Origin of the sequence: Propioniferax innocua (assembly GCF_006716235.1) — a bacterium.
Lineage (GTDB): Bacteria > Actinomycetota > Actinomycetes > Propionibacteriales > Propionibacteriaceae > Propioniferax > Propioniferax innocua.
Genome location: NZ_VFOR01000002.1, coordinates 448,833 through 467,902 on the forward strand (window position 1 = coordinate 448,833; position 19,070 = coordinate 467,902).

13 protein-coding genes are annotated in these 19,070 nt (G+C 65.9%); 8 read left to right on the forward strand and 5 right to left on the reverse strand.

What is annotated here, in order from left to right:
* Nucleotides 1-66: 66 nt before the first annotated feature.
* The 4 genes from FB460_RS08795 (at nt 67) to FB460_RS08810 (ending at nt 5,852) form a co-directional block, all read left to right on the forward strand.
* A complete protein-coding gene (locus FB460_RS08795) occupies nt 67-405 on the forward strand; it encodes a hypothetical protein (protein ID WP_142093750.1) in 339 nt (112 codons plus the stop codon).
* Entirely contained in the window at nt 402-2,033 is a 1,632-nt protein-coding gene (locus FB460_RS08800; RefSeq protein WP_142093751.1) for a DNA repair helicase XPB, read from the forward strand. The genes FB460_RS08795 and FB460_RS08800 overlap by 4 nt, the downstream gene beginning before the upstream one ends.
* A complete protein-coding gene (locus FB460_RS08805; protein WP_142093752.1) occupies nt 2,033-2,839 on the forward strand; it encodes a DUF4352 domain-containing protein in 807 nt (268 codons plus the stop codon). The genes FB460_RS08800 and FB460_RS08805 overlap by 1 nt, the downstream gene beginning before the upstream one ends.
* A 1,531-nt stretch (nt 2,840-4,370) precedes the next feature.
* Complete coding sequence (locus tag FB460_RS08810; protein ID WP_142093753.1) at nt 4,371-5,852, forward strand: carboxyl transferase domain-containing protein; 1,482 nt, start codon at nt 4,371-4,373, stop codon at nt 5,850-5,852.
* A 208-nt stretch (nt 5,853-6,060) separates the two neighbouring features.
* Here the strand turns inward: FB460_RS08810 and FB460_RS08815 are convergent, their stop codons facing one another.
* A complete protein-coding gene (locus FB460_RS08815; RefSeq protein WP_142093754.1) occupies nt 6,061-6,633 on the reverse strand; it encodes an NUDIX hydrolase in 573 nt (190 codons plus the stop codon).
* A 172-nt stretch (nt 6,634-6,805) separates the two neighbouring features.
* Between FB460_RS08815 and FB460_RS08820 the strand changes: the two genes are divergently transcribed.
* A complete protein-coding gene (locus FB460_RS08820; protein ID WP_142093755.1) occupies nt 6,806-7,705 on the forward strand; it encodes a hypothetical protein in 900 nt (299 codons plus the stop codon).
* A gap of 33 nt (nt 7,706-7,738) precedes the next feature.
* On the opposite strand, the gene FB460_RS08825 is transcribed toward FB460_RS08820, so the two are convergent.
* Complete coding sequence (locus tag FB460_RS08825) at nt 7,739-8,440, reverse strand: copper homeostasis protein CutC (protein ID WP_246044344.1); 702 nt, start codon at nt 8,438-8,440, stop codon at nt 7,739-7,741.
* Entirely contained in the window at nt 8,425-9,531 is a 1,107-nt protein-coding gene (locus tag FB460_RS08830; RefSeq protein WP_142093756.1) for a dipeptidase, read from the reverse strand. Before FB460_RS08830 ends, FB460_RS08825 begins: the two co-directional genes overlap by 16 nt.
* A gap of 299 nt (nt 9,532-9,830) precedes the next feature.
* On the opposite strand from FB460_RS08830, the gene FB460_RS08835 reads away from it, so the two are divergent.
* The 3 genes from FB460_RS08835 to FB460_RS08845 all read left to right on the forward strand — a co-directional run bounded on the left by FB460_RS08835 (nt 9,831) and on the right by FB460_RS08845 (nt 12,758).
* Nucleotides 9,831-11,081, forward strand: coding sequence for a nucleotide disphospho-sugar-binding domain-containing protein (locus FB460_RS08835; RefSeq protein WP_142093757.1), 1,251 nt, complete (start codon nt 9,831-9,833; stop codon nt 11,079-11,081).
* Nucleotides 11,082-11,236: 155 nt separating this feature from the next.
* Nucleotides 11,237-12,112 (forward strand): SDR family oxidoreductase, encoded by an 876-nt coding sequence (locus tag FB460_RS08840; RefSeq protein WP_142093758.1) that lies wholly within the window; start codon nt 11,237-11,239, stop codon nt 12,110-12,112.
* A gap of 61 nt (nt 12,113-12,173) precedes the next feature.
* Nucleotides 12,174-12,758, forward strand: coding sequence for a TetR/AcrR family transcriptional regulator (locus tag FB460_RS08845; protein WP_170210022.1), 585 nt, complete (start codon nt 12,174-12,176; stop codon nt 12,756-12,758).
* Nucleotides 12,759-13,067: 309 nt separating this feature from the next.
* Here FB460_RS08845 and FB460_RS08850 read toward each other — a convergent pair whose 3' ends face one another.
* Both FB460_RS08850 and FB460_RS08855 read right to left on the reverse strand, forming a co-directional pair.
* A complete protein-coding gene (locus FB460_RS08850; protein ID WP_142093760.1) occupies nt 13,068-13,430 on the reverse strand; it encodes a hypothetical protein in 363 nt (120 codons plus the stop codon).
* A 32-nt stretch (nt 13,431-13,462) separates the two neighbouring features.
* Complete coding sequence (locus FB460_RS08855) at nt 13,463-19,024, reverse strand: non-ribosomal peptide synthetase (RefSeq protein WP_142093761.1); 5,562 nt, start codon at nt 19,022-19,024, stop codon at nt 13,463-13,465.
* Nucleotides 19,025-19,070: the final 46 nt, after the last annotated feature.

The window sequence follows — 19,070 nt, forward strand, 5'->3', positions numbered from 1 at the left end:
AGCAGTCAGCCGTCGCCTTCCGATGACGCGCCGACAGGCATCCCGGAGCCAATCACTTTCAGCAGTGTGGATCTCGATGACGTGTGCAACCGGGACTCCCATTTCACGATCTCGTGGAGCGGGTCGGAGAATGCCACCGGATACGACGTGTCGGTGTTCGGCGGGTCGGTGTCGCAGGAGTACCGCGGCCCCTCGACGTCGATGACGGTGGCGTGTCCACGCGTCTCGGGATCGGTGCAGGTCCAGGGGTTCGCCTTCAACAAGGATGAGGAATCGGAATACAGCTATGCGACGCTGACGTATTCTCCGCCCATGGATGAACAGCCCGAGCCGAGCTCCACACCGGCACAGTCCTTCAATCTGGACAACCCCTCGGCCCCGGATTCGCCGACCGCGACCCCATGACGGGCGGGCCGCTGGTCGTCCAGTCCGATCGAACGCTCCTTCTCGAGGTCGATCATGAACAAGCCGACGACTGCCGTATCGAGATAGCGCCGTTCGCCGAGCTGGAGCGAGCCCCAGAACACATCCACACCTACCGTCTGACTCCACTGGGCCTGTGGAACGCACGTGCTGCCGGGCATGACGCAGAAGGAGTCGTCGACGTCCTCCTGCGCTACAGCAGATACCCCGTCCCCGGCTCACTCCTGATGGACATCGCCGAGACCATGGAGCGATACGGGCGGCTGCGGCTCGAGTCACACCCGACGCACGGCCTGGTTCTCGTGACCTCGGATCGTGCAGTGCTCACCGAAGTGACGCGTTCGGCCAAGGTGAAAGGCCTGATCGGCCGACAGATCGACGCCGACACGGTCGTGGTCCATCCCAGCGAACGCGGACACCTCAAGCAGGTGCTCCTCAAGCTGGGTTGGCCCGCTGAGGATCTTGCCGGCTATATCGACGGTGAGGCACACACGATCGATCTCGAGGAGGACGACTGGGAGTTGCGGCCCTATCAGCGGCAGGCGGTCGAGGCGTTCCGCCACGGGGGCTCCGGTGTGGTCGTACTGCCCTGCGGCGCAGGCAAGACGCTCGTGGGCGCCGGGGCGATGGCGCAGGCGTCGGCCACCACCCTGATCCTGGTGACCAACACCGTGTCGGCCCGTCAGTGGCGCGACGAACTCGTGCGTCGGACCTCGTTGACCGCCGACGAGATCGGCGAATACTCCGGGGCCCGGAAGCAGATCCGCCCGGTCACGATCGCGACCTACCAGGTGGTCACCACCAAACGAAACGGTGTACACCCCCACCTCGAGTTGTTCGACGCCCGTGACTGGGGCCTGATCATCTATGACGAGGTGCATCTGCTGCCGGCCCCGGTGTTCCGACGCACCGCCGACCTCCAGGCGCGGCGTCGCCTGGGGCTCACAGCGACGCTGGTGCGAGAGGACGGCCAGGAGGGAGAGGTGTTCTCCCTCATCGGGCCCAAGCGTTTCGATGCCCCGTGGCGGGATATCGAGGCGCAGGGCTGGATCGCCCCGGCGGACTGCGTCGAGGTCCGGGTGACGCTGCCCGACGATGACCGCCTCGCCTATGCGATGGCCGATCCCGAAGCGCGTTACCGCCTTGCGGCGAGCGCTGCCCGCAAGACGGAGGTGACCCTCGACATCGTCAACCGGCACGCCGGGGAGCCGACGCTGGTGATCGGGCAGTACGTCGACCAACTCACCGACCTGGCCGAGCGGCTGGATGCGCCGGTCATCACCGGTTCGACGAGCACCAAGCAGCGGGAGGAACTCTACGAACGGTTCCGCAGCGGCGAGATCGATCTGCTGGTGGTGTCGAAGGTCGCCAACTTCTCGGTGGATCTGCCCACCGCCGAGGTGGCGATCCAGGTCTCCGGAGCGTTCGGATCACGCCAAGAAGAGGCTCAGCGTCTCGGCCGTTTGCTGCGTCCGAAGGACGGCGCTTCGGCGACTTTCTATGCTGTGGTGGCACGTGACACCGTGGATGCGGACTTCGCCCAGCATCGGCAGCGTTTCCTGGCCGAGCAGGGTTATGCCTACCGCATCATCGATGCCGAGGAGCTGTGATGAGTCGCTGGTCCGATGACACTGAGGGATATGCGCGCCCACAGGAATCCGCGCGTTTCCCCGATGAACGCCTGCCCGGCGACCCTGTGCCCTCGGAGAGTCCGGACGAGACGGACTCGCATGGCCCGGACTTCGATGCCCCACGTACGAACGCGGCCCCACGTACGAACGCGACCCCACGTACGACGCCAGAGCCGCATGCGGATGCCGACGATGACGCCCCCAAATCTTTCCTCGGCATCGAGCTCACCTTGCCCACCATGATCATCATCGGGTCATTGGTGCTGGCCCTCGTCATCTCCGGCGGCCTGTTCCTACGGTCACAGCGCATCCAGCAGCAGACCGGCTCAGACGGACCGGTTCCGGGCGCGGAAGAGACCGAGCTGATTCCCCGTGAAGGCGAACCGCCCGAAGTGCAGGTGGCCGAGGTCGGCGACCGCGTGCATGTCCAGGGACTGTACGGAACCGGCTGGATCACCGTCGTCACAGCGGACTGGGCCGACGATGGCAACATCGATCCCAGTCGGGGCTCCTATCTCAACATCGATCTGCTGGTCGAGACCGAGGAGGGAACCATGGTGGTCGAGTCGATCCAGTACGCGGCCTATGACCTCGAGGGCAATCAATACGTCCCCTCGATCGGCGCAGCCAAGGAGCCCTACCTCAACAACCAGGAGGTCACCGGCTCCGGTTCGGAGGCCCGTGGCTGGGTGTCATTCGACATCCCTCGCGGCCCCACACGTCTGGAGATCTCCGATGAGGGCTTCAACCCCCTGATCACCATCGACTTCATCCCGCCGGCCTGACACCGAACGCCCGCTGGGTTTCCGCCTCGACTTTGCGCCGGGCAGACGCGGCTCTCTGTAGAGGTGGGAGGTCCCGCTCAGGGCTGCCGACCTCCACCTCAACCTTGCGCTCGGCAGACACGGCCTTACGCAGAGGTGGAACGTCCCACTCAGGACTGCTGACTCCCACCTCGGCCTTGCACCGGACAGACACGGCTTCACGTAGAGGCAGAGGCACCTTCGACACGAACGATGCCCGGTCCCGCCCTTTCCATACTGTGCCGGGGCATCGCAGCCAATCCAGAAGTAGCACCTGCCGACGCCTCCTTCAGCGCCTGCACTGCACCGGCCAACACTGCCCGACACCGCACCGCGCTACACCCCCAGCATTGCGGCGCCCAGCACCGCACCGCACCCCGGCACCGCACCGCACCGGCCAACACCACACCGCGCCTCAGCCTGTCGCCCTTCTGACCCCGCCACCCCTCTGGTGGCCCGCACGGCCCCGTCGCCATCCCAGCGCTGTCTGTCTCCCTCACGGATCTGCCAATCCCTACAAGGCCCCCACTGTTCCATCAATCCCTACAAGCCCCCACAGATCTCCCAACCCATGCAAAGCCCCCACCGGTTCCATCAATCCATGCAAGGCCCCCACACACATTGAAAATCATTCAGGTCAAAAGGCGTCCTCAATCACCGGCGGAAACCGGAAAACCGACGGCGTTGCGGACAGATACTGTCCGCAACGTTTTTCCATGCATCTTGCCCTCTTGCTGAAGCTGCAGAAATGCCTACGCCGAACCGGTGCCCACGCCGAACCGGTGCCCACGCCGAACCGGTGCCCACGCCGAACCGAAACGTCGCTCTCGGGACGAACCGCTGCGTCCGTCTGAACTGCTTCCCGCGACAACACATTCTGCGACCAAGCCGTTGGATCCTGCGACCAGGACGCTGGGTCATAGGCACTGCTCCGGATCCTGATCACCCGTGGGCAACGATCAAACGGTGCTCAGCGCTGTTCGCCGCATGCAGGACCCAGACCTGATCGCCCGGGTGCCGTCCGCAATTCATCTGGACATTCAGATTTTTCCATCGGAGCATGCCGGTGAGCACTTCCAGCAGGTTTTGCCGCCACGAGAGCGACCGTCCCGGCGGTGACGCTTCCACCTCTACCTTGTGCCGAGCAGACACGGCTTTACGCAGAGGTGGGACGACGCTTCAAAAGGACATATCCTCCACCTCTACCTTGTGCCGGACAGACACGGCTTCACGTAAAGGCGGAGCAGCAGGAACCGGGGTTCCATGGAAATGCCCGGACCAGCACCAGGCATCACGCCGACCACCAACACCCCGAGCATCCATACACCCGACCACCAACACCCCCGCCCCCCCCCCACACACCGGCCACCAACAGACCCAGGGCGCATCAACCATCCCCGGTTGGTCACATTCCCAGGTCGTGTCTCCCGGCAGATCCTGCCATTGCCGGGCGTCCGGCAACACTGTTTGCTGGAGACGATCAGCGATGATCCACCGATGCCGAAAGGACGCCATGGCCGCGCATGCCCGTGACCTCATCGACGCCATCCTCGATGACGCCTCATTTCGCTCCTGGGATGTGGCACCGACCCAGCCCGACCCGAGCCCCGAATACGCCGACCAGCTGGCCCGCGCTACGGAGCGGGCCGGTGTCGACGAGGCGGTCATCACCGGTGAAGGAGTGCTCGGTGGACGCCGGGTCGCCGTCGCGGCCGGAGAGTTCGGTTTTCTGGCCGGCTCCATCGGCGCCGCCGCCGGTGAACGGCTGACATCGGCGATCGAGCGGGCCACAAAGGAGGGGTTGCCTCTGCTCGTGTCGCCGTCCTCGGGCGGCACGCGCATGCAGGAAGGGACACCTGCCTTCATCCAGATGGTGAAGATCGGCCAAGCCGTCATGGAACATCGGGCCGCCCATCTGCCGTACATCGTGTATCTGCGCCACCCCACCACCGGCGGGGTGCTGGCGTCCTGGGGTTCGCTGGGACATGTGACGGTGGCCGAGCCCGGAGCCCTGATCGGTTTCCTCGGGCCCCGCGTCCGAGAACTCCTGATCGGTGAGCCCTTTCCCGAAGATGTTCAGACCGCGGAGAACCTCTCGTCAGTCGGCGTGATCGATGGAGTGGTGCCATTGGACGGAGTGCGTGAGATGGGGATCGCGACCCTCGACATCCTGCTGAGTCCGCAGGAGCCCCAGCGTCATTCTGCCTCGGTCGAGCCCAGGGAGCCGGGGTCGGCGTGGGAGTCGGTCACCGCGACGCGTCGCTCCGACCGGCCCGGCCTGCGCGAGCTGTTGACTGCCCGCAGCACTCGCTTCATCCCGCTGAGTGGAACCGGTTCGGGTGAGAGCGACCACACCATCATCACCGGACTCGCGCGGTTCGGGACGTGGTCATGTGTGCTCGTGGGGCAAGATCGACGCGCTCAGCAGGACGCGGAGCTGGGGCCTGCTGCTCTGCGCGTGGCTCAACGCGGGATCCGACTCGCCGAGGAGCTCGATCTACCGGTGGTGACGGTGATCGACACACCTGGGGCTGAGCTCTCCGCCGAGGGGGAGGAAGGTGGTCTGGCCGGAGAGATCGCCCGCTGTCTGGCCCGATTGGCAACCACTTCTGTTCCGGTCATCTCGGTGGTCCTCGGTGAGGGCAGCGGTGGGGGCGCATTGGCTCTGCTACCCGCGGATCGCACCATCTGCGCCGAACACGGATGGATCGCTCCCCTGCCTCCTGAAGGGGCCAGCGCGATCATCCATCGCACCCGTGATCGGGCACCCGAGATGGCCGACCTTCACCAGATCCGTGCGGCCGATCTCCAGCGGTCCGGAGCCGTGGACGAGATCGTCGCCGAACCCGATCCCGCCACGGCGACGACGGAGGAATGGGTGGATTTCTGTCATCGCATCATCGACGCCGTCGAACACCACGTGGCCGAGCTGATCGCCCTTCCACTGGCAGAACGTCGACGCCGACGCCACCGCCGTTACCGGATGATGAACTGACCAACTCGCCTTGACGGCACAGCTTGATGAGACGGCACGGCTTGTTGAGACGGCCCGTCGCAGGAACGGCCCAGCGCTCAACGGTCCACTTGCTCAACGGCCCAGTGCTCAACAGCCCAGCGCTCAACGGCTCACTTGCTCAACAGCCCAGCGCTCAACGGCTCACTTGCTCAACAGCCCGGAGCCAGCGGCCCATTGTTTCGATGGTTCAGCTTCCGAGGATGTTCCGCATCTGTTCGGGCAGGAGCCCGACGGTCGACTCGTCGAACTGGTCGCCGTGATCCACCGGCGTCTCGGGCGTCTGGCGCGTCCCAGCCACGAGATCCAGAAGGTAGCCGGGCCAGATCCAGGCGTCGGTCCGGGCGAGTTCATCCACCGGCCACCAGCGCCACGACTGGAGAGTGATCTTCTCGTCCTCCGTGTGCCCGCTGGTGTCGACATCGAACCGTGACGTGCGGACCCCGTAGAACGTCTCTCGCTGAACCAGGATCTGGTCGGTGTAGCCATGCACGACACGACGCGTGGCCAGTGGCCCGATGAGGTCGGCGCGTTCCACGCGCAGGCCGGTCTCCTCCTGGAGTTCACGGACTCCGGCGTCGAGTTCGTCCTCACCAGGGTCGATGCCGCCACCGGGCGTCACCCACCAACGTCGGTCCGGGAGCCCGGGATCGGAATCCTCGAACAGAAGTACCGAGTCCCCGGCGGCGTCCTCGTTGAGGACGACCACTCTGGTGGCCTCGCGGTGTCGAAAGGGCCGGTCCTGTGGTTCCGGGATGAGCATGACACCCACTGTTGCATGCTTCGGGCGTCGAGCCTCCCGTGGGTGCGAGGCGAGCCCCACCGGCAGGAAACTTTCGCGTCCCGCGTGCTGCAAATCCGGCGTGCTGCGGATAATGGCGCGAATACCGGCATAGTGCGGGCATGTGTCCACGGCTTGGACTATCCTCGGGATGGTGACTTCACTCTTCCTTCCCCGGCGGACTTTCTTGGGCGCCTCGATCGCGCTTGGAATCACCGCAGCCACTGGCTGCAGTGTCGTCTCTCCTACACCCGACTGGGGCACGTTGCTCCCCCACCTGCAGGAGAAGATCGAGTCCGGTCTGGTGATCAAGATCAGCGCGGACGCCAAACGCGTCGATGTGGTGGATGAAGAACACACGCTGCACACGTGGCGGAACGGAAGCTGGAGCGAGGGCAAGGCCAGCGGCGATGATCTGCCCTCCCTGCAGCCTTTCGAGCTGACGACCTTCGATCTGGGGAACATCGAGGCGTTGCTCGCCGAACACGGCGGTGCATCACTCGTGGCGCGTCAGGAGAACACCTATCTGCAGCCGGTGTTGACGGTGGCCAAGGGTGACGGCCCCAACAATCGAGTCAACTTCATCAAGGGCATGCAGCAGGTTCCACGACTCGACTACGTAAAACCTGAAGACGTCGATCTGGCCGTGCGCAGCCTCGCGAAGGCGGCATCGGTGGCCCCGGTGAGCATCTCGCTCGCCGCCCAGAACGCGACCCAGGACGCGGTGTTCTTCTTCGGTGTCCGTGAGAAGCGTCCGATCTATCTGTTCCGACGCCCGGACATGCCGGTGCAGTGGGTCGGCAGGGAGCCGGGGCAGAAGTTCGATGATCTGAAGTCGTTCGATCTCAACGCCATCACGCCCGGTTCGTTGGCCCATGCCATGAATCAACTACGGGAACGGGGCAAGAACGGGATCCTGAAGGATCCGGCGGCCACGTGGTATGCGCTCAAGGGCCGCCCGTCGCTGGGTGTGGAATGCAATTGGGAGGGCATGCCCCGGACTGCCCTAGCCGATGACGACGGCAACTTGCCGCCGGATTTCCTCAAGAACTGAGAGACCACAGGCTGAACTGAGAGGCCCGTGCCGTCACCCGAAGCGTGATTCGGCGTCATCGAGCAGACGCCGCCACACGCGTACGAAATCGGCATCCACCGGTTCGTCCCATGACCGCGCGGGACGCACCTGCACATCGAGTCGGAAATTCCGGATGCCTGCACCGACGAGCCACGGAACGTGGTCGGCCTCCAAGGCCCCGCCGACCAGGAGCAATGACGGATCGGCCTCGCGGGCCCGCGTCAGGATCTCGTCGAGCCCGGCTTCCACACCTCGTGGCGAGCCTGCGGTGAGCGCCTGATCACACCGCGGTAGTTGCCGTAGAACACGCCATGCCTTGTCCGAATCGAAGGCGTGGTCCACGGCGTCGTGGAAGGTCCAGGGCCACGGGGCGTCACCGGCGACGGCGCCACAGAGTTCGGCGTCGATCTCTTCGTAGGGTGTGAGGAATCCCAGCACCATGCCCTCTGCCCCGGCTCGGGTGTACTCGTGTGCAAGAGCGCGCAGCCGCACCAGTTCGCCGCCGTCGGTCGTGTATTCCTCCCGGAGCCTGAGGCGGGCGCGCACGCGCAGGTCGGTCTCCCGGCAGACCTCGGCGACGACGGTGGGTTCGGGGCTCATCTCGCCGTACCGGACCTCACCGACCACTTCGACACGGTCCGCTCCCCCGGCCGACGCCGCCTTGGCGTCGGCCACCGAACGTACGGCGACCTCCAGCATCATGAGGTCACCCAAGACTCCTCGGCGGCTTCCTCGACGCGAGCGAACGACGCGGCGATGTTGCGCCACCCCAACTTGGTCAGGTCATCATCGGACCAGCCCTGCTCGGACAGGGCGCTGAACAGGTGCGGGTAGGACGCCACGTCCTCGAGCCCGGCGGTGAGCTGCGTCGTGCCGTCGTAGTCGCCGCCGAGACCCACATGATCGACCCCAGCCACGTCACGCACATGATTCACGTGACGCACCACGTCGTCGATGGTCGCCATGGGGCAGGTTCCGTGTTCGGCGATCCACGAGGCGTCGAAGGCATCATGCTCATCGGGAGCGACGTTCGCCTTGGCGGCCTCGTAGGCGAGTCGCCAGTCGCGGGCGGCGTCGTTCACGAACGGGGCGACGAACGACACCATGCACGTGCCCCCTCCGGCCGCCATGCGCTGGAGGATCTCATCGGAAACGTTGCGCGGGTAGTCGGTGATGCCGAGGGCGCTCGAATGGGTGAAGATCACCGGGGCCTTCGACACGTCGAGGGCATCGGCCATGGTGCTGGGGGCGGTGTGGGAGAGGTCGACCATCATGCCCATGCGGTTCATCTCGGCCACCACCTCGCGACCGAAGTCGGTGAGGCCGCCGTGACGGGGTTCGTCGGTCGCGGAGTCGGCCCAATCGTTGTTCTGGTTGTGCGTCAGCGTCATGTAGCGGACGCCGAGACGGTAGAGGGTGCGCAGGGCTCCCAGGGAGTTGTTGATGCTGTGCCCGCCTTCGGCGCCCAGCAGTGAGGCCACCGGCCCGCGTTCCAACGATGCGAGGTCGGTGAGCCCGGCAGCGGTGGTGGTGAGTCGGAAGTGCTCGGGCCAACGGTGGATCATGCGGTGGACGATGTCGATCTGCTCGCAGGTGGCAGTGAAGGGATCGACGCCCTCGATTCGTGCCCACCGTTCGGTTCCCGGCACGAACACCGACCAGAACTGAGCGCGGACGCCACCGGCGGCCAGCCTCGGGATGTCGGTGTGGAACTGTGGGGCCTCGGCGAGATCGACCGCGTCCAACCCACCTCCCGCACGGATGGCCCACGGAAGATCGTTGTGTCCGTCTGCAACCGAGATCATGTGAGAGTTCTACCATCCTCCACTCACCCGCATGGCGTCAGGTATGGCAGAACACCACGCAGGTGATGCCGTCGGGCTGGACATCGACCGACTCCAATCTGCCGTACCGCGAGACCAGTCCGTCATTGGCGACGTTGAGAACCGACTCCACTGCGGGGCAGCCCTCTCACCACACTCATTGACGACGCAGTGTCTCCGCCGAAACCCAGCAGGGCTGGACAACCCAGCGCATTCCCCGCCTGACGTAAAAACAGTGCACTCCCGGTCCGGCCGCCCGCCGACCCTCTAGGGTTCATTCCATGTTCGTGTTGTTGGCTCTCGGGTCACGAGGCGATGTCCAACCTCTGGCGGCGCTCGCCGACGCACTGATTGCATCCGGCCACGAGGCCCGCGTGGTGGCCTTGGCCGAATACCGACCACTGGTATCGCATTTGGCTCCCGGCGCAGAGTTCACGGCCATTGACACCAGCCTCGGCGAAGCATTGACCCGCACGCCCACGCAGGAGGTGCTGTCCAGGTCATTCGGTGGCCAATACCTGCTACTACGTCGTTGGACCTCCGCCATGACCGACAGCCTCGCCGACGCGCTGGTCTGTAGCGTTCACAGCGACGACATGATCATCACCGGCGTCCTGGGACGTGGCGCAGCGATGGCCTGCGTCGCTGGCCTCGGCTGCCGCATGACCACCGTCGTCTTCACCGGCCAGTTGCCCACGACGCACCGAGAGAGCTTTCTGGCACCGCAGTTCTTCAGTGGATGGGCCCCCTACGACCGTTGGGGAACCGGCCTCAGCTGGCGGCTCTCGACTTCCTTGGGCAGCGCGCTCACCACGTGCGTACGTCGTCGACTCGGGTTGCCACACAAGGGCGCGGCTGCACTCACACGTATGGCTGACAAGTATCCGATCATTCTGGCCGCCAGTCCGCTGATCGTGCCGCCAGCCCCCGATTGGCCTGCATCCACACGCCAGACCGGTTATCTCTGCGCACCACCCCAACCCTGGCAACCGGGTACACGATTGGCGGAGTTCCTCACACGGAATCCAGTGTTCGTCGGATTCGGCAGCTTCACACGGTTCACCTGCGAGCAGGACCTGACAGCGATCCTCGACACGGCCCGAGCCACCGGATACCCACTGCTCACGCTCAGCCCCTCCGAAACGGAGAACGGACACCTGTCCGACGATGTCCTTGCCATCGCTGCGGCCCCGTTCGAGCATCTCTTCGGGATGGTCGCGGCAACCATCCACCACGGTGGCGCTGGCACCACCCATGAGGCTCTACGCAGCGGACGCCCCTCGGTGGTGATCCCCTTCGGCGTTGACCAACCTTTCCATGCCTCGCGACTGCACGCGCTGGGCATGGGGCCAGAACCGGGACGTCTGCGCCGCAACCGCCTGGATGTCGCAGAACTGACCCGCTTGGTGACCGAGCTCACCACCGGCCCACAGGCTTCCCAGTACGCCAGACGTGCACGTGCACTGGCTGCGATATCACGACACGAGGACGGGCTCACCCAAACAGTCGAGTTGCTGGAACAACAGATCTAGCCACATCGCCCCCCCCCGACGAAGCACCAATTGCCGACACAAGTTCGTAGGCCTTCGACGATTGACCACTCCGTGGTCATGCGAACCACGTGTTCACCAGTCAACGCGCCACGAAAATAATTGCATATCTGCACACTTCTCCCTAGAGTGCAGATATGCACACTTCGGGACGAGTCACCCTCGTTACAGGTGCCGATTCCGGGCTCGGTCGCGCAATCGCGGAGTCCCTGCCCCGCTCAGGCATGATCATCCGCGCAGGCATCGGCGCGCATGTTGATGTACAAGCAGATCTCACTCAGCGCAACGGCCGGATCCACTTGGCCACAGCCGTGCGCAACATCACGGGCGGTCGCCTGGACGCAATCGTCGCAGTCGCCGGATCCGGCGCACCCCACCCGAACACAGTCTCATTGAACTATTTCGGCGTAACCGAGGTGACTTCAATGCTCCACGGCCTGCTCGTCGCCAGCAACGCACCCACCGTCGTCGCTGTCTCCTCCTCATCGACACTGAATCGTGGGAACGTCGCCCTGATCCGAGCTGCCAAGAACGGCGATGAGACGCGTGCACGCGCCGTGGCTGGCCGCCTCACCGCCACCGGCCGCGGCAGCCAGATCTACCGTTCGAGCAAGATCGCACTGAACCACTGGGTCCGCGCGACGGCGGTGGACGAGAAGTGGACCAAGCCTGGAATCACGGTCAACGCCGTAGCGCCCGGAGTCATTGCCACTGACGCGCTCTTGGCAACATGGGAACGCGACCGGGACCTCTTGGAGGCGGCCTTGCCGCAACCCCTTGGAACGCCAGGGCCCGTGCAGCCCATCGCGGACCTGATCTGTTGGATGGCATCCGAACGCAACCGCTTCATGACAGGTCAGATCGTGTACTGCGACGGCGGGACAGATGCGCTCACCCGCAAGGTTCGCCCTCACACTGTCTATCTGCGGTACCCGCCGCGGACCTTGGTTCAGATGGTGAGGCTGGCCCGTCGGCGAACGCCCCATACGGCACGCCAGGGCACGATTCAATGAGGGCCGACAGCGACGACGACCGCGTATATCTTCACTTCGACCTTGAGATCAGGTGATCACCGTGACGAATGGGCACGAACTGAGGCGCCGCCGCACACGAGAGGCCATCCTGAAGAGCGCCACGCGATTGTTCGACGAGAGAGGGTTCACTGCGACCACCGTGGCAGAAATAGCAGCAGACGCAGGTGTGTCACAGCGCACGTTCTTCCTGCACTTCCCCTCGAAGGAGGACCTCCTCTTCACACATGTGGACACCTTCCGAGAGGTTGCAGTGCAGGCGGCGGCAGCATCGTCTTCCCCCAGCCCCAGCGCCCGGGTCAAGCACGCCGTTGCAGCCATGATCGACATGGCCACCGCAGACTCCACACTCGTACGCCATGCAGCCGATCGTGCCCAAACAGCGAGCCTCGGTCGATTGCCACGTTCGCTTGTGGCTCAGCTCTCCGCCTTGGCCATCGCCCTCACCGAGAGTGTCGCCGACGCAACGGATGCGCCTCCGAGCAAGGTCGCACCCATGGTCGGAGGGGCGCTCGGGGCTGTGCAGGCCGCAGGGCTCATAGCGGCAGAGGAAGGTGCATCCAGCGAAGAGATGCACCAGCGCATGAGCTATGCATTGGAGCACTCCCTGGTCGGCTTCGCACACTGAATCGGTGACGATACGGGGCACCCGTAGGGCCTCGGCGCCCCGTACAGCAGAATTGACAACGAGCCGGAAGCGCCCCCCTGACGAGGACACACGTCTTGCCCGAGGCCTCACGCAGCGATGAAACCAATCGGTGCCCAGGCCAATACTGCACAGCAGTCCGTCTGCGCCGATGGGCGTACGTCTGAGGCACCGGTCACACTCGGAAGACGGATTCAGCGAATTCACGAACGGCGTCCACGAAGTCGTTGGCCGCGTAGCGGTGGATGAGTCTGCCGTTGTCCTGCAAATACCCTCTGCCGAGAGAGTCTGTCACAGGATGGCCGGGCGGTCGGGCTCGCTGCCACGCAGCCATGCGATCCCATCACCGTCGCTCTCCGTGAGGATTCTGCGTCGGGATTCCGGCATCGAATCCGCAGCCTCTTCAAGATGGAAAGCCAAGCTGCCTGCTTCGCGAATGTCGTTCTCGCCAGTGACGCGAAAGCAGATACCGACGCGCGCAGGCCATGCATCGTGTCCGTCCTGCAGGCAGAACACCACGCAGGTGGTGCCGTCGGGCTGGACATCGACCGACTCCAGCCTGCCGTACCGGAGGACCAGTCCGTCATTGGCTGTTTTGAGAACCGACTCCACCGCGACGGAAGCCAGAGCTGCTGCCTCGGAGTCTTCGATCATGCGCCGATGTTAATGGCAGGGCCTGCTGCTCATCACCCCCGTTCCCGCACCACTTGAGCCCTGCGGCGTCCGCGACGGCGTGCGCGTTCCAGCGGGTCGTGCACCCGGTCGGCACGGGGTTCGGGAGCCGAACCGCCCTCCCCCGCGCGGAGGGTTCCCGCATGCTCCCGCTTCGGATGTGTTCCTCCATGCTGAGCTTCGAGCGCCGCGACGCTGGGATGGGCGAACACGTCGACCACACCGATATCGAAACCCGCTTCCCGGAGCCGCCGGTGAGCCGTGACCAGCTGCAGTGAGGTCGCTCCCAGTTCGAAGAAGCTCGCGGCCCGGTCGATCGGTGCACCGAGCAGCTCGCCAAGGATCTGTTCCATCGCATCACCGATGCCGACGGCCGTCGAGCGACCGTGCAGCAACTCGGTGAACCGGGCGAACCGGGATTCCAGCCAGCCCGTCGGGAACGCCGACGACACCGCGTCCCACACCACCACCAACGATCCGTCGGACTCGAACAACTGCACATCGAGCAACACCCCCGGCGTCTGGGAGATCGCGTACTCGGTGGTGCCGAGCGCGTCCAGAAGCTGGGAGGCATCACCCCGCACCCCGCCCAGGGCGCTGGAGATGGCGATCGGCAGACGCACGTCGGCATCGCGGTCGCGCAACATCCGCAGCACCTCGTTGCCATGCACACCCGACGCCCCGGAGGCATGTTCCAGACCCGACCAGTACTGCTCCCGCAGAGCGGCTCGACGCTCGGTCTCCGGCGCGGTCGGATCGATGGCCAGCAGCATCGTGCCGGAGAAGTCCCCCACCACATCGGTCCAGCCCTCGGGGCGTTCGGTGGTGGTCAGCACCACGGGGAACCCCGCCGATGCATCCACGGCCTGACCCAATGCATCGGCGATCCATGCGGTCGGTGTCAGTCCGGCAGTCCGCGCCTCGGCACGCACCTCGGCCCAGCGTCGGGGCGTCAACTCCAACCGGCGGCGCCGGAACCGTCCATCACCGGGGCCGAGCGACACCGGCGGATCCAGCGGCATCGACGCCGCCCGCGCGCGCCAGTGTTCGCGGGCAGCAGTGCGGTCCGCCCCCTCGCGTTCACGACACCACTGCGCGAACGGATTACCCGGTCGCCGAACATCGAGCCGACCCCCGCGCATCAGTGTCGCGAGCTCGCTGATCACAAGATGGGCGCTGCTGGCATCGCAGAACAACAGGTCCAGATCCAGGTGCAGACGCCAGAAGCGCTCATCCAGACGGACCGCCAGAAGACGCATCATCGGTGCCCGGTCGACGGGCAGGAGGCGATGGTCCCGTTCGGCACGGATGCGGTCACGTTCGCCCAGCTGGGCCTCACGGTCCAGATGCCGGTGATCGGCGGTCTCCAGCGTCCATCCAGCATCGGGATCGAGACGATGGGTGGAGGTCTCGGTGACGACCGTCCGAAGCATCGGATGCCGCTCCACGAGGGTGTCCAGCGCCCGCTGCAACCGCTCGGCGTCGAGGTCGGAAACCAGCGCCTCGGTGTAGTAGTGCGGAGCCACCGCAACACCCGAGGCATCCGGTGCCCGACCCACCAGATAGGCGAGCTGCATCTCGGTGAGAGGCCACTCGTCTGCATCGGACATGGCCTCCTGCGGCACGGCCGACACCGATTCGGCGACACCACCCGGGGTCGGGGCCGCATCGGAGATGGCGGCTGGCTCAGAGCCCGCTGGAGCGCCGTGGGCCGTCACACCGGAGAGCGCGGCCCGGGTCGCGGCGAGTTCGGCGTCCAGACGCTCGAGCCGATCAGCCAGAAGCCGCAGTCGATCGGCCAGGGAATCGCCACCACCGCGTACCTCCACCGCCGGTTCTGCGGTCACCGTTCGCCCCGGCGAGGTCTCCCCCACAGATGACCGCCGCTCTCGCGAGCTCGGTTCGGCCATGGACCGCGAGGAGGAGGAGGGCCGATCCTGAGCGGCAGGACGTGAAGACGGCGCATGCCGGGCGACGAGCTGCGCCACCGTCGCACCGCCCATGAGCTCGGCGAAGCGCGGGCGCGGGAAGCCGGCGTCCTCCATGGCGTTGGCCAGACGGACGAGCCCGAGACTCGTGACGCCACAGTCCACCAGGGTTCGCTCCGGCCACCCTCCCGGTTCGATTCGCTCCTCCGATTCGACGCCGATGAGCTCAGCCAGCACCTTCTGCCACGCGCGCGTCTCCGTCGCCATGACCTCCGGCAGGCCCGGGGCGCTGTCGGCCTCGGGACGCTCGGGGGCCACGGCGGTCCGCACGCCATCCCCTTCGGACCCGGCGCCCACAGGTTCGGTGCTCACGGACGCCTTCTCCTTCGGCCGGGCTCCACGCGCACCGCGGTACGGGTTAGGCAGGGCCTTCACATCGATCTTGCCGTTCTCAGTGGTCGGCAGTCCGTTGTGCAGCAGGATTCGCGTCGGCACCATGTACTCCGGCAGTTCGGCTGAGAGTCGACGCGCGAGTTCACGTTCATCCACCTCCGCCCCGGGCGCGGGCACCACGTGGGCCACGAGCCGTGGACGCTCATCGGGGCCGGGCATGGCCAGCGCCACCGCGCTACGCACTCCGGGCGTGCGCAGCAACCCTGCCTCGACCTCACCGAGCTCGATCCGATGCCCGCGCACCTTGACCTGCCGGTCGGTGCGCCCGAGGAACTCGATGTTCCCGTCCGGGCGCCAGCGTCCGACATCACCGGTGCGATACAGACGTTCCTGCAACACCGGATGGACGACGAAGCGTTCGGCGGTCTTCTCCGGATCACCCACATACCCCTGGGCGACGCCGTTGCCACCGATCCACAGCTCCCCCACCTCACCGACACGCACCGGCCATCCCTCGGAATCGAGGATGTGGAACCACTGTTCACGCAGCCCACGGCCGTACGGGATCGACGGCCACGCCGGGTCCACTTCACCGATCGGGTAGGTGATCGACCAGATCGATCCTTCCGTCGCACCGCCCAGACTGTTGACGCTCACCTGCGGCGCCAGCGCACGCAGGCGATCCGGTAGTGACACCGGGATCCAATCGCCCGAGAGCATGACGACACGCAACGACGCCAGCGCCTCGGCGGCGCCGGGAGCGAATTCGGCGTATTCGACAAGCATCTCCAGCAGCGGTGGCGCGGAATTCCACACCGTGACGCCGTGACGCCCCATCAGCTCCAGCCAGTGCTCAGGATCCCTGGCTCGGTCGACGTCGGGAAGCACGAGGGTGCCACCGGACCCCAGCGTCCCGAAGATGTCGTGCACCGACAGGTCGAAACTCAGCGCCGATACCCCCAGCACCACATCGTCGGCACCGATGGCGAACCGTTCATTGACATCGTCGATGGTGGTGCGGGCCTGCTGGTGCTCGATGGCCACGCCCTTCGGTTCCCCCGTCGAGCCGGAGGTGAAGATGGCGTAGGCGAGCTCATCGGCCCGAGGTGTGGACGCCTGGTCGAAAACCCGCGGATCGGAAGCAGGGGCCACCGGTCGCCCATCAGAGTCGAGGTCGATGCGCCCCACCGATTCTGGAAGTTCCACATCATCGGTCTCGCAGCAGATGGCCCACCCCAGCCCGGAGCGTCGCTGCACACTGGCCAGCCGAACCGCAGGCCACTGCGTGTCGACCGGCACATAACCCGCCCCCGCCAGTTCGATACCGAGCACTGCGACGATCTGTGCGACGCCACGCGGGCAGGCCACCATCACCAGATCACCGGGGCCGATTCCGCGCTCGACGAGCATCGACGCCACATCACAGGCCCTGGCCATCAGGTCGTCATGGCCGAGGCTCTGCCCACCCGACCACAGAGCAACGGCACCGCGCCCGTCGGCACAGGTCTCCCGCCAGGGATCCACCAACAGCGGGCCTCCCTCCCCACGGGGGACGACGCCGTGGTCGGCGGCCAGCGGATCCCACAGCAGGCCGGGTCGCCCCCAGTCCTCAGCGCCCGAAAGACGGGTCAGGGCGTTGAGCTCGCCTTGGGTGAACAGATCCCAGAAACCCGTGGGCCAGGAACCGGTGCGGTGGTCCCAGGTGAGCACGAGTTCCCCCTCCTCGACCCACACGAGGTGGTCCAGAATCACCTGCGGGGTCTGCGAGACACCGAACGCCCGCTCCCCGAGCCACTGGTCCACACTCGGATCCGGGCCGCCGATGCCGGAGGTGAAGACCACCGGATCAGTCGCCACATCCGGATCCGCCCCAGAAGCCCGACGCCGACGCTCGAGCATCCCGGCATGTGCGCGGTGTTCCACGCTCTCCCACAGCCGGGCGTTCACCTCCCTCGCCAGGACAGCGAAATCGCGCCTGGTGGGTTCGGTCGGGACGCTGAGGATGCCCGTGGTGGTGAAGTCGCCCACCACCGACTCGATCGCCTCGACGCCCTCCGGGCGGTCATAGAGCGTCAGGTTCACCGAGAAGCCGCCTTCACCGCGACGCACGCGATCCAGCATGAGGGCGAACGTGGCCAACACCACCGCCGTGGGGCTGACGCCGTGTTCGGCTGCGCGTTCCTGCAGGGCCGCCCACACCCCGGCGGGCAGGCGTCGCTGCTCACGGGTGAACCGGTCCCCGATCCGATCCACCGGAAGCGTGGGCCCGTGGGGCAGGTCCCGCTGCGCCCACCACTGGGCATCACGCACCACGATGGCTCGGTGCTCCTCGCTCTCGGCCCGGTCGGCCAGAACCTCGGCGAAACCCGGAGCGCGAGGAAGATCTCGTTCAGGATGATCGACCATCTCACCCCACTGACGCATGACAAGACACCACGAGGCGAAGTCGATCACCAACACGTCGAAACCAACCAGGAGCCGTACACGGGCGGTCCCCTCGGCGTCGGCGGGCAGGATCACCGCGGTGATGTCGAACAACGGCCACACATCACTGGGGCGTCGCTGATGTGAACGTTCGGCACCGAGCGCGACCAAGGCCTCCCGGGCCTCGTCGCTCTGACGGTTGCGCCAGTCCATGCGCGGCATCTGCCACGAGCGGACGTCATGGACGGCCACGTGCTGTCGGCCATCGCGGCCGATGACGGTCCGCAACATCGGATGGTGGGCCACCACCCGACGCCACGCACGTTCGATCCCGTCAAGCCAGGTGTCCACATCACCGGTCGGTTCACACTCGTACTCGTGGTACCACCACGACGCCACCCCGCCGAGCTCGAAATCGTCGCCACGACCGGTCCAGTAGGCGGCCTGCACCGCAGTGAGCGCCCCGTCCCGCAGATCGGCACCGGTGGTGTCGGACTCGTCCACGCGCATCGATTCGCCGTCCACGCCTCCCCCGTCGGAACGTGCCTCTTCAGAGCGGGTCTCTTCAGAACGGGCCACCTCGGCCTCCAGTTCGCCCAGCGTCACCGACCCCAGAAGGTGCACCAGCTCGAGCCGAACGCCCAAACGTTCTGCGATCCCGCGTCGCACCGCGAGTGCGCCGAAGGAGTCGACGCCGAGATCGGCGAGTGTCCGCGAGGCGTCACCGGCGCCCAGTGGCGTTCCGGTCACTTCCTCCACGATCAGGCGGAGAACGGAGGAATCGGCGGCACTGACGGTGTCAGGAACCTCGGACGGGGAGAACTGTGACATGGAGCCTCATCGGATCGATGACCATAAATAGTAACGGTTATTGATA